Origin of the sequence: Faecalicatena contorta (assembly GCF_003149105.1) — a bacterium.
GTDB classification, from domain to species: domain Bacteria; phylum Bacillota; class Clostridia; order Lachnospirales; family Lachnospiraceae; genus Muricomes; species Muricomes contortus_C.
In genome coordinates this window covers 450377-462871 of sequence record NZ_QGDS01000003.1, presented here as the reverse complement: position 1 = coordinate 462871, position 12495 = coordinate 450377, and the positions used below count along the sequence as shown (strand labels likewise).

Here is a 12495-nt window from a genome sequence, read left to right as displayed (position 1 = left end):
CATGAAATAGAACACTCCAAGAAAGGAGTGGGGCATAAAGCGTCCTGCAAACAGATGACTCTTAAATACCAAAACTATTAATTTAATAAAATACATTTATATGTAGATTTGTCTTCGTATAATTGAAACAGCATATTCAGTTTTTGATTACTATCTACATAAATTTCATCATATATCTTGGTATACAAACCTGATATATCTAAAACCACCATTCTCCATACTGCTTTTGTGTTCATAAAATTCTCCTTTTTACTCGTATAATGTGAAAACTTCTTCTACCGGTACTCCCAACGCATTTGATATGCTAAGAACGGTTCTTATCTTGGGATTCGCTGTCCGCTTATTTTCTATAGCACAAATCGTCTGTTGCTTTACGCCGGATTTCCTGGCAAGCTGCACTTGTGACCAGTTTCGCTCCCATCGGAGTTCTTGTAAAGTATTATACATAATTTTATACCTTTTCTTTTGTAATTTGTGAAATAACGGGCCTGTTATACTAAGAATTTTATCATATAAAAGTACAAGTATGAAGGGTGATTATTTAAGAAAAGTACGTAAGTTTCTAAGGATTAGATTGTTATATTAGATGGTGGACTTTTAGGACATGTTCTGTCCGTTCATTCAGTCTGCATCCTCCTTTTGCTCCTTTCGGGCAAAGGCAGTTTGTAATTCTATAATTTTATTATCCTGCTCCCGGATTTTTCTGTTTGCCTCAATTAGTTCTTCATTTTTCTTCTGTATTTCACTTTCCCCATATTTATTTATCACAGTGTCCATAATATCATTTACATCAAAGTTTTCCATAAAACACTGCTGCATTTCCGGCGTAATAACGGAGTTAAGTTCTTTTTGGACATTCAGCCATTCATCAAGCTTTTTAGTTGTATCCATTTCCAATTGAAGTTTTTCCTCTTCCTTTTCCATTAACTTGAGTTGTTTGTAAGCCAGAATATTACTATTTTCAGACTGAAGTTTTGCCAGATTTTCCTTCTTTTTATACTCCACAATATCAGCAACAGTGCTCATTACTTCGTACAAAATTTCTTGACCGTTAGAAGGAGCAGCAGTATTCTGCCCGGAAACAAAGAATGAATCAACAAATGTTCTTAAACTGTCATCATTTATGACCATTTCGTAGATATCTTCAGAGTCCTCAAACTCTACCCCATCTGTAAAATATTTCATGATAGCATTTACTTGGGCAATCCCTGCATAGTAAGGCGTATACTGTATTTTACCGTTTTCATCTTCGGTGAAGTAGGAGCTGGATATGTATTCAATTGCACTGATTTTATCACTAAGAGATAATTCTTTTTTGATTTTTACATCGTTTTTTATCATATAAAATCACCTTTCATTTATGTATTCTTCCTGAATGGGAAGATTTAATATTTCCGGACGAAGTTTGTGATGATAAATGTCATCGCCTCCAGCTTCTTCGTATACAGTGCCGCATTCTGTAAATGTTTTTAATCCTTCTCTTGTTATACACCCTTGAGACATGAAGTCAGAATGTAACCTGTATAAAGTAGAACGCAAGGTGGCAACCGTTCTGCGGTTATCCCTTTTGACATTTTCCTCCAGTAGTTTAATTACGCTTTCCAAATCTTCGCGTATTGCTTCATCATGCTTGATAGAGTTCATAACATCTTCTTTTTGTTTATCTTGAAGTTCAGCCAATGCAGTGGCGGTCGTAATCAGCAGCTGGTGGTCCTTGTTTTTATCTTGAATCCATTTCAAAGGTTTCCCTATGTATTCTAAAAATTTACTGACTATAGTTACCATAGAGATAATGGAGGATAAGATTATAAAAATGCCAATTATTATCGATATAATATCAAGTTCAAATAATTCTTTTATAGATTCCATTCATATGCTACCTAACCTTTCTATACCTTCGTGCCGGTATTATCATGCTTTTTTTCTAAATACTGTTTGAATAACTGATGCATACCAGTGGATGCCAGGCCAGAAATTAAACCACCCAACACAACCTGGGGAGTAAGATTCCATCCACTGATCCAGGCGGAAACGGCGATTCCTAAAATAGCACAAATTGTAGGAATATATTTATTGTCTACATCGTTTACCCACTGTTTGATTATATAGCCAATACAAAGACAAATACCGAGTACAATTGGCAGCACATATTCATTCAAAAATTCCATAAAACGCCTTCTTTTTCGTATTATAAATTTTCTAATTCTAAAAGATTGTCACCGACTTCTAATCTATGGTCACGAAATTTATTAAAGAGTCCCTGGGACTTTTCTCTGTCAAATACATACACAATTTTATATTCTACGGTGCCATTTTTGGAAACATAGGTTTCAATCTCATTTAATCCGTTTGTTTTATATAAAATAATCTGCCATATATTTAGAATCCGGCAGACAGGAATTCCATAATCTTTTACTTTCAAATAATCAATCCCTTCAATAATTTAGTTACGTAAAAAAAAGGTCTTATACAAATACTCAAAATAAATTGAATATAGGTATAAGACCAGTCAAAGTGGATATTCGCAATCCGCTTCGCTACTTGCTCATAACCGAATAGCTGCTGTCGCAGATTGTCAGATGGAGCTTAAACTCTACCTGACACAAGCAAGCCCCCCACCCGCTATTTAATGCTTACTGCATTTGGAGCGGGGAACTTCCTTGATTCGGTTAAATTACAAACCAATATTCAATATAATGAAGAGAGTAGTACAATACCACTCTCTTCAAAGGCTAATTCCGAGAAGCCTTAATAAGCATTATGCCCATCTTGTCATCTGGATCATTGTTGAACTGTTTGCAGCTTTCAGGATTTCACATTCAAAAGAAGTTGGCTGCGGATCGCCTTCTGCACTAAAGCCAAGGCTAAGATTACTTGACCATTTCAAGTTAGGAATTACTACCTGGAATGCTTCGTCTTTACTTGTTTCTCTGTTACGGATTACTGTATTACCTACAAGCTTATAAGTACCGCTGAAGTGAGAAGCATCAATTACGTAGGTTTCTGTAGTGCTTCCGCTTGCAAATGTATAGTATACAATTACTTTTTTGTTTGCAGCATCATCAATTGTTAATGTCTTTCCGCTTAACGTTGCACTTGTCATGGACAGCGGGGTACCACAGTCATCATCTGCCTCGTATACAAGAATAGAAGCAGCATTTTCTTTTGGAGCATATGCCAATTCAATTACTCCCGAAGCAGAAGCTGTAAGGGGATACATTTCCCCCTTATCCACAGGTTTTTCGCCCGTCGTATCATACTCTGTAGTCTGTCTCATGTATACGGTCTGTGCACCTGTTACAGTTGCAACGCCTGAAATAAGCTCCAGAGATTTTGGGGACAGAAGAGCATCCTCGATTGTAAGTTTCCCTTCCTTGTTTAACTCCCATGTAATTAATTTTGAATTACCTTTTCCACCTCGCGCGTAAACCTTCTCTGAGGTTACCTCGATGTTAGAAGTTTTCAGAGTATCAAAAAAGATAACTGGTTTGTTTGTGGACATATCATATAAGATAACGTCCATTACCTCTTTTGCACCGAATTTTGTGTTTGATCCCATTAGTTGTTCCTCCTTATTTGTTATTGGTTTTTTATTATAAAAAAAGCCAGCCGCAAGTTTTGCGGCCAGCCTTCATTATCATTTTATGCCCAGTAGCTTGCTACGGGTTCTCTGACTTGATTTTTGACAGCCAATGCTGAAGCTTAATTTCTTCCTTTTTAGCACCGGCCAGTAAAGCTTTTATATTTACCTGATAGTCCTCCATTATTTTTAAACGGTTGAACTGATTGTTAAACTGATAGATATCATAGTTGTCGTATACATCCTGCAATGGCATTTTTTCTGCTTCGGCAAAAATACTAATTAAATCCGCTATGGTAACCCCATTTTCATCATTTTCATTTTTTTTAGCATTTTTTAGTTTCTCACGCAGTATTCTACGTTTTTCCAGCAATTTTTGAACCATCTCATTATCAGGATTCTCTGCATTTTCAAATCCGTCAATGTCCATTAAGCAATTGCGTTCTTTTAATATAGCTCTAAATTCATTGTAGTTCTCAATATTTAACAGTTTATTATTATCTCTGCCAATAGAAAGACACATATTTTGGAAATTGCAGTGAACATCGTCCCTGAATATCATTTCTAATAAAGGAATCATAGTTGTAGTCAGCAAACTATTCATTGTATTTTCAGGAACCTGCCCCTTTTCTAATGCAATCAACTCTGAATAAAGTTGTACCATAATGAATTCAAAGGTTGATGTAATGGAGTTATTATTGGATAACTCACAAGATTTTTCATCATCCATACATAATAAATTTATGAGGTAATTACACATGGAATATCCATATGGAAAGTCCACCATTTCTCCGATAGATATCTTATAGACCGGAATATTCCCAATATATAAGATACTTCCTTTTTGCAGCCTGTGTTCTAAGTCAATTTTATTCAAATTATTACCTCCTGCATTACTATCTGAATTCAGGACAGGTATAAATTAACTGCCGGCCGTAGTGTTCCTTCGCTGGCGCAATGTGTGCAGCAGATTCTAACATTAAACGCCCCATCCCAAAGTCCCTGGAACCGCTTAACAATTTATCAATTATATCCGTAAGAATATCCGGCTTTGTTCCCACACAGTTTTCTGTAGAGCATTTCATGTCGTCTTTGTGTGAATAACACCATATAATAATCTGCATATCTTTATAGGAAGCATTTAAAGTTTTGGGAACATCTACTTCCATACAAATATAAGATTTTACTTCTGTCTGTGTTTCATCTGCATGTAAATAAGGAAATACATAGTTGTACATTAATTCCTCATCTGCAGTTTCCTTATTGTATTCCTTTCCAAGGAACAATTTAGCAATGTCGTTAGAATCCAGAAGTAACGACAATAACCGGTTTTTGTAAACGCCGATATCTTTTAGCATCTTTATAGACCTCCTAAAATATTGGTAATATGGATATTTACACATTTTTCTTGCTGGCAAAATATCCGTTTAATTTTCTATTATAATATCTTGTGATTTTTGGTTTTGTCCAAATTCTGGCATCACATTTAATAACATCATATGTATGAATCTCTTTTTCTGGGATGTAATTACATTCCAGGCTTAACCCATCTAATATTTTTATTGATATATCATCAGTGGGAGTAGTGGAAGATAAGTAGTTGAAAATAAGTTTTTCTGCGGACTTAAATACTTTTCGGACTGTTGCTATTTTTATATCTTCCTTTTCTGAAATGGTTTTAATAATATCGTCCTGTGTAATAATCAAAAAACAATAGACCTCCCTTCTTCCCCCTTAAGCAGCTGAAAACTTCATACGAAATATGTTTTGGTTTATTCTTCCATATACGCACAAAGGCTAAAAGTTTTTCGCCCATTTCTAATGGGCTATTAGATTTATTGGACAAAATAATAATCCATGTGTACTGGACGAAAAGGCTAAACGGAAACTTTAGCTTTACTCTTCCGGCTTCTATCATAATTGCGTACATATTTTTTCTGGCATTCCTCACATCTGCAGGTTTTCGTATTTAATATATCAACCTCAACCCATTCGCCACAGTCAATACATTGGATAAATTTTGTTTTTTTAATCTGAATGTTTTTTTCTAAGTTATTTACAACGTATTGTCCGTAGCAGAACCACAATAACTGTTTATACCTTTTCTTATGTTCATATAGATATTCAACTAACATGTCTGCAATCGTTTCATCGGAGTATCCTGTTTCGTGAAACCGTTCCCTGATTTGGCAAGCAACATATCTCAAATTATCGATGTATTCGTCTTTCATATTTGTCATATAACGATATTTTTTATTTAACTCGTTATATAAGGAAGAAACTTCCTTACTGCAAACGATACTTGGGGTATTCATTAATAAGTGATAGTCAATTTTCTCAAGTTGTAAATCTCTTGTATTAATAGATTGGTTGGGAATTCTGTCAAAAATTTTATTTACAAAACTTTGATTACGTTTTTCCACCTGTGGCTTTTCTTTATCTTTTGCATATTCAAAGAAAGCCGGCAATTTACACTTTGTATATTTTGAAACAATTGGCTTAAACCATTTGGGCCTCTCAGGCATATATAATGTTTTAGCAGAATCAATGCAGAAGTTATTCTCCATACAAAGTAATTTAATAACATCAATGGCTTCTTGTTTTTCTTCCTTCTTTCCATCTACAAAGACAGTGTCATTCCATATCTTGGAAATGTCGTTACTATATATACCGATATTTCCATGTGTAAAAGCAGCGTTAAGGCCGGAATAAATAGTCTTATTGTTTAAAGGTGCAGGGTCTGCTTTCCTCATATTATAATAAAGAGGTACGACATCATTCATATTGCGCTCTGCAATTCTAACAAAATCTGGGGCGGCAACTACCAGGGACTTGTCACCGTCAACATCAAACTGGAGAATCTTACTAATCAAATCGTGTATACTTGTGTAAATCCCATCGGTGGTAAACCATTCTCTAATCTGACTCCCACGTTCTTCATATTCATTGCCCGCTGCATTAAGCCTTATTGCATGTTCTTTGTAAAGATGGGGACTTCTAAGACAATCTAATTTATTGTATCGTCTGAATAGCCAGCAAAAGACTTCTCTGTCGGCTAGTAATCCTCTGGGCTGGTCAATATGTCCAAACCAATATTCACAGGCAGCGTAGAAATCAGGGAGTAAAAAGGTATATTTCCCGGTTATTTCAAGTTTTCCACTGCGATATTTTTTTAAAAGGCTATCTTTTACTTCCCGGATTACATCTTTTGCATATGTATCTGACAGGAGAGCCGGATAGATTTTAATAGCTTTCTGAAAGGCTGTCATATTTGTGTTATATGGAGTGATACCTAATATATTCATCATAGTTTCCTTGGATTGACATACGTTTTTTAATCTTTCAGAAGACTTATGAGTTAACAAATCTATCTCCTCGTCAGTAATATCGGTAAGAGTTTGGAGCATTTGATAGTTTATCTTTGCGTTTTTAATTCTATCCTCCTCCATATTACAAATACCGGCAGTACATTGGTACAATTTGTAATAATACTTATATTCCTCCCACGAATCATAGTACTTGTACATCTTAAACTGGCTTTTTGTAAGGATTATCTGGATGTCTTCTTTTAACACATTATGTTCCTGTCCGTAGATATCAACAATCATAGGAGAACAATGGTTTACTTCAATAAATTTTCTGAAATCAAAAACACCAAGCAGTCCTTTGACCCACGGAGCCCGGAACATAAAATTCTTTTTACTGACCGAAGGCAGCATCATACCGGCCCCGTCGGTATGGGTAATTGGGACATAATCCGTCTTTCTGGAAATAGAATAATCCGAATCATCAATAAAATCAAAAGTTCCAAATACATTTGTCTCAAAATCATCAATGACAATAGATTTATCAATATCAAATTCTTCCCATAAATCGGTGGCTGAGTTGGTAAGAGCCATATAGGCAAGATGTTTATTTGCATTGTTGCCGCCCTTTAAATTGATTTTATCTACTGTAAGTCCGCACATAACAGTTTTTTCAATCCTGTCCCATACAGATTCCTTAATAAAGACTGTTTTCTTTTTTCTGATCTGACCGGCAGATGATGTAAAATACTTATATTTTTCACCATTATGTATAAATCCATGAAAAGAAATATCCTTAAATACATCAAAGTAATATACCTGGACAATCATAAGAGCATCTGTAAGTTCATCCTGCACAGCCCCAATAGTTCTGATTAATGCTGAATCAAAAACAGATATTATATTGTTATCATTTAAACTATTTTCTCTAATGTGCCTGATATGGTCTTTCCCATTTGTTAACTCATTTTGATATACTTTGTTTTTGAAGAGTTTTAGTAATATATCTTTTGATTCATATGCCTTTTTCCTCTTGTGCCGGATGAGTGAATGCCAATAGAAGTATTCATAAATCAAATCAGAGGTTTCGGGAATAATGTTTAATCTATCGATTCTACCATTTCTTATACAGGTTAAGTCACTTTTTGTATACCCATACAGGCTCATTACATCATCCAAAAAAGCAATCTTATTATTTAAATAAATTCTTTCGCTGCGATACTTATAGTTCATATCATGTAAATATTTTTCCTTATTACTATAGAAGTGACCTGTATCAATAGAATATATGTTTATTTGTTTATCTAACAATTAAAGACCTCCTGTTCTTCTAATCAAGTTTATTTTTAATGTGAAAGTCCCTCTTTTTTTCATTTGCGCACGTCCATCCGATTGCAGATGCTGCTTTATCAATTGCATAACCGGATGAATAATCTGTACAAAAATCAGCTGTTGTAAGCAGATTAGACGCATATGTGTGAAATTCTGAGATTGAAGGGATATGGAAGTTATGACTTCCTGGTGTTATGTAGTTCCTTTGTCTTTCTCTCATAATTAGTAAAATTTCTCCTTTCCATAAAATCAGTGGGTATATATAACTATTCTCCATTCACTGTTTCTTTTTTCGGATATGTTTACTTTTCATGGGATAAAGTTTAAAGGCAGGAAGCCAATTCTGATGGCTTCCTGCCTTGCTTATGCTTTAATAACAAAGTCAATTGGAAATAATATACAAAATAAATACAGAACGTTTGTTCGAAATTTACGTTGACTTAAATATAGGCTCATGATATACTCGTAATAAATCAGGAAGTACAGCTTCCTATTATACAAGAAAGAATCTTGCTTGCAAGATTCTCCGCCTGTGGCGGGTTGCGATAGCAACACCTACTTTACCGCCGCAGTGTGATCCCCCGGAGGGTTTATATAAGTAGGAAGCACGGCTTCCTACTTATATAAAAAAACTCTTCCCTCAAACGGTATTGGCGTACCATCGGGAAGAGTTCTTACACATAAACATAAATCTGCACTCAAAATGGGCAAAAAATTTATGTAGTACAGCAGAAAGCTATACGTCTTCATACTACAGATTATTTCTGGTATAGTCAAGCATTTCTGCAAAATTTTCAAAAGTCACAGTTATATAGAAGAGATACACAATTATGTAGCCGGGCCAGATGGACATACATACGAACCAAAGGTGTTAGGAAATCGTCTGGTTTATAAATGGGGTGGTATATTACTATGGAAAATGAGCAAATACTTGAAGAATATTACAGGAATAATGGGAGAAAATTGCATAGCATGGTAGATAAAATTTTACGAAAATTTTGTGGTATTTATTTAAAAGACTATGATGATTTTTATTCATTATCCAATGAAGTCTTTGTTGAAGTCCTAAACGGATATGATGGAATTCGTGACTTTGATGGATTCTTATATACCTGTCTTTTAAAAAAGGTTAAAACTGAAATTACACGTAGAAATAGAATAAAGAGAAAGACGGATATAAATACAATTTCTATCGATACACCGGTGGGAGAGGATGAAACATCTACGATAGGAGATATGCTGGCATCGGATTTTGATATTAATATCGAGATTAGCGAGGAGATCGGTATTTCATATGATGAAAAAGTGGAAGAATATCTTAATAGTATTTCCAGGATACAGAGAGATATAGTTGAAATGCGGATGGAGGGATATGAACCATTCGAAATAAGGGATAGCCTGGAGATTACACAGAAACAGTACAATTCCCATATGAGTAATCTTAAATCATATGAAAATAAAAAAGTACTGTTTAGAAAAGCAACAGTAATAAAGAGGGAAAATGAGGAGGATATATCATTGATGGAAATGCCAACGCAAATCGGAGAACGAACCAAGAATACAAGTTATGCTCTTGCAGCATTGATTAAAAAATTACATAATTATTCATTACGTGATGATCACATCCTTCAGCGTTCGTCCGGGCAGTGGAATCCTGCAACAAAAGGAGAATTAATTTCGGATATTTTACAGGGCCGTTCATTACTTCCGATTATTGTTTCAGAAGAAAAGGCAGAAGGTGCGCTATATAACTGGCTCATTGATGGATTGCAAAGATGCAGTACGATTGATGATTTTAAAAATGACGGCTTTCTGATTTACAAAAATGTGAAAGTTTATAACATCTGTTATCAGACCATAAAAAAAGATGAACGTGGAAAGATTATGTTAGATGAAAACGATAATCCTATATACGAAAACAAAGCATTTGATATACGGCAAAAGAAGTTTTCGGAACTTCCCGAAGAGTTGAAAGACAAATTTCTAGAATATCAGATACCAGTCATGCTCAATTTAGATTGTACAAAAAAAGAAATAGCTTATGATATTGCCAGATTCAACCGTTGCAGGCCTATGACGAAATCACAGTTAGGATTCTTGAGTTTGGAGGAAGGGCTGGGCGAAATCGTCAATAGCATTATTAAAATGCCGTTTTTCCATAATGAATCAACAAGCAGTTACAAACAATCTGATTTCAAGTCAAGTAATATGAAAAGAATGATAGTTGAAAGTGTTATGATAACTAACTTTTTAGAAGACTGGAATAAAAATATTGAAAAGGTATGTGAATATTTATCGGAAAATGCCTGCGATTCATACTTTATAGAATTTTACAATATGATTGAAAAATTAACTAAAGTGGTTAATGAGGATATTGCGGATATGTTTACCGCAAAGGATTCCTTTATATGGTTTGCCTTGTTTGACAAATTTTCAGCGTTGGGGGTGAGTGGCTGTAAATTTGCAGATTTCATGAAAGCTCTGAAAACAGAACTGCATAATAAGGAAGTAAATGGGGCCACATATGATGATTTGGATCAAAGATCCAACAAAGACAAGAAAACGATTGTTGGAAAACTGGAATTACTTGAAAAGCTTATGAGAGACTATTTGAACATTGACAAGGAAAAAATAGCAGAGGATAATGATACGACTACAGATACTAATGAACTGAAAAAGTATGTGGATGAGTTTGCAGCATATGATATTGTTTCTATATTTAAAGTTAGAACTAAGAATGATGTGAATAAGGCAGCAATGGAAACAGTCGAATTGGTTAAGGTAAACCTTAACCCAGCAGATGCCATCGAAGATACAGAATTATATTTATCCATTTTAAGTGACTGGACGTTGAATGTGGATAATAATTCAAGATTACTGTGTAAAGAGAATATTCCTTCATTAGTGTGTATTGTGGGATATGCATGTATTAAGGAAGTTGACGAGGAGGCTGGGGATTGGTTTGTTGACTTTGTAAAGAAAAATAATGTATATATTACAAATCAGAAAGAGAATTACCTGCATATGGTTCAAAGTCTGGATAAATGGGTGGGATATACAGGAAAGCAAATACCAAATACTAAAGTTATGGGATTGATAGCTGACAGATAGGAATATGTAAATCTGTCTAAATCTGCACCAAGATTATTAGGTATGTGATACACATTTTTAGTATTATTATTACGAAAGGAGGAGGTATAATGAATATGCTAAAGCAATTTAATGACGCAATGGCTTATATAGAAAAAAACTTGATGGACGTTATTGATACAAATCAAATTGCTCGAATCGCAGGATGTTCTGAGTATCATTTTCGCAGAACGTTTTCATTCCTTGCAGGAATGCCATTAGGGGAATACATCAGACGCAGGAGATTGTCGTTGGCAGCAACACTTCTACAATCAAAGGGAGAAAAGGTTATAGATGTTGCACTATCTCTAGGATATGAAACACCCGAAGCATTCAGCAAAGCATTTCAGGCAATACATGGAGTGAATCCGTCACAAGTAAAGAAAGCAAACGTCAAACTTAAATCATTTCCACCTATGACCTTTCAATTAACGATAAATGGAGGAATAGAAATGAATTATCGAATTGTTGAAAAAGAGTCTTTTCAGATTGTTGGCTTCAAAAAGAGGATTACCCTGCAATTCAAAGGGGTTAATCCTCAAATGGACACACTCATTCAAAAGCTCACTCCCAAAGTAATTTCAGAGCTAAAAAGCTTGTGTAATATTGAGCCAATGGGCATTATAAATGCTTCAGCGAACTTCTCTGAGCGTACAGTTGAAGGAAGTGAGTTAGAGCAGTATATTGGTGTGGCAACAACAAAATCTGTGCCGGATAACTATGATATTCTGCAAGTAGAAGCATCTACTTGGGCTATTTTTAGCGCAGTAGGTGTTTTCCCTAATGCACTTCAAGAAACATGGTCGAAAATTTATGCGGAGTGGTTTCCAACGTCTGGCTATGAACTTATTGAGGGGCCTGAAATACTTTGGAACGAAAGTCCCGATACCTCAAAAGCAGATTACAAAAGTGAAATTTGGGTTCCTGTTCGTAAAGTATAATCTGCTTGTTAGCTTAAAACTTGCAAATTACACTAACGGCATATAAAAAGCTGTCATTTGGAAGACGATGTGTTGTGTTCAAAGGAACAATATTTAATAATCGGCGGCTTTGGAATAGGAAGTTTCTATGTACCCGAAGCCGCTGTATTCTATCCGCTAGAAGACATCATCCTACTATGATAGTTTGATGTAGCAGACAATTTCCAAT

At 34.9% G+C, this 12495-nt stretch carries 14 protein-coding genes; 2 read left to right on the top strand and 12 right to left on the bottom strand.

The genetic code is table 11. The features are described 5' to 3' along the window. Window positions 1–77 precede the first annotated feature (77 nt). The 12 genes from A8805_RS22100 to A8805_RS07845 all read right to left on the bottom strand — a co-directional run bounded on the left by A8805_RS22100 (window position 78) and on the right by A8805_RS07845 (window position 8437). Entirely contained in the window at window positions 78–236 is a 159-nt protein-coding gene (locus A8805_RS22100; RefSeq protein WP_181392766.1) for a hypothetical protein, read from the bottom strand. Between the two features lie 13 nt (window positions 237–249). Then, the gene (locus A8805_RS07895) at window positions 250–447 is read right to left on the bottom strand and encodes a helix-turn-helix transcriptional regulator (RefSeq protein WP_109709724.1); all 198 of its coding nucleotides are present in this window, start codon (window positions 445–447) and stop codon (window positions 250–252) included. Window positions 448–621: 174 nt separating this feature from the next. Next, window positions 622–1341, bottom strand: coding sequence for a hypothetical protein (locus A8805_RS07890; RefSeq protein WP_109709721.1), 720 nt, complete (start codon window positions 1339–1341; stop codon window positions 622–624). Window positions 1342–1347: 6 nt separating this feature from the next. Then, window positions 1348–1869 carry a hypothetical protein gene (locus A8805_RS07885; RefSeq protein ID WP_109709718.1) on the bottom strand — a complete coding sequence of 174 codons (522 nt, stop codon included), beginning with the start codon at window positions 1867–1869 and terminating at the stop codon, window positions 1348–1350. 20 nt (window positions 1870–1889) lie between these two features. Next, the gene (locus A8805_RS07880) at window positions 1890–2168 is read right to left on the bottom strand and encodes a phage holin family protein (protein WP_109709716.1); all 279 of its coding nucleotides are present in this window, start codon (window positions 2166–2168) and stop codon (window positions 1890–1892) included. 20 nt (window positions 2169–2188) lie between these two features. Further along, window positions 2189–2422, bottom strand: coding sequence for a hypothetical protein (locus tag A8805_RS07875; RefSeq protein WP_109709714.1), 234 nt, complete (start codon window positions 2420–2422; stop codon window positions 2189–2191). A 336-nt stretch (window positions 2423–2758) separates the two neighbouring features. Continuing rightward, window positions 2759–3559 carry a hypothetical protein gene (locus tag A8805_RS07870; RefSeq protein WP_109709712.1) on the bottom strand — a complete coding sequence of 267 codons (801 nt, stop codon included), beginning with the start codon at window positions 3557–3559 and terminating at the stop codon, window positions 2759–2761. Between the two features lie 100 nt (window positions 3560–3659). Continuing rightward, window positions 3660–4457: a hypothetical protein gene (locus tag A8805_RS07865; protein ID WP_109709710.1), complete on the bottom strand. Its 798-nt coding sequence runs from the start codon at window positions 4455–4457 to the stop codon at window positions 3660–3662. A 19-nt stretch (window positions 4458–4476) separates the two neighbouring features. After that, window positions 4477–4938 carry a hypothetical protein gene (locus A8805_RS07860; RefSeq protein WP_109709708.1) on the bottom strand — a complete coding sequence of 154 codons (462 nt, stop codon included), beginning with the start codon at window positions 4936–4938 and terminating at the stop codon, window positions 4477–4479. A 37-nt stretch (window positions 4939–4975) separates the two neighbouring features. Beyond that, complete coding sequence (locus tag A8805_RS07855; RefSeq protein ID WP_109709706.1) at window positions 4976–5287, bottom strand: hypothetical protein; 312 nt, start codon at window positions 5285–5287, stop codon at window positions 4976–4978. Between the two features lie 170 nt (window positions 5288–5457). Continuing rightward, a complete protein-coding gene (locus tag A8805_RS07850; protein WP_242992300.1) occupies window positions 5458–8118 on the bottom strand; it encodes a hypothetical protein in 2661 nt (886 codons plus the stop codon). Window positions 8119–8215: 97 nt separating this feature from the next. Then, window positions 8216–8437 (bottom strand): hypothetical protein, encoded by a 222-nt coding sequence (locus tag A8805_RS07845; RefSeq protein WP_109709704.1) that lies wholly within the window; start codon window positions 8435–8437, stop codon window positions 8216–8218. A gap of 692 nt (window positions 8438–9129) precedes the next feature. Between A8805_RS07845 and A8805_RS07840 the strand changes: the two genes are divergently transcribed. Both A8805_RS07840 and A8805_RS07835 read left to right on the top strand, forming a co-directional pair. Further along, window positions 9130–11328: a hypothetical protein gene (locus A8805_RS07840; RefSeq protein WP_109709703.1), complete on the top strand. Its 2199-nt coding sequence runs from the start codon at window positions 9130–9132 to the stop codon at window positions 11326–11328. A gap of 89 nt (window positions 11329–11417) precedes the next feature. Then, entirely contained in the window at window positions 11418–12287 is an 870-nt protein-coding gene (locus tag A8805_RS07835; RefSeq protein ID WP_109709700.1) for an AraC family transcriptional regulator, read from the top strand. Window positions 12288–12495: the final 208 nt, after the last annotated feature.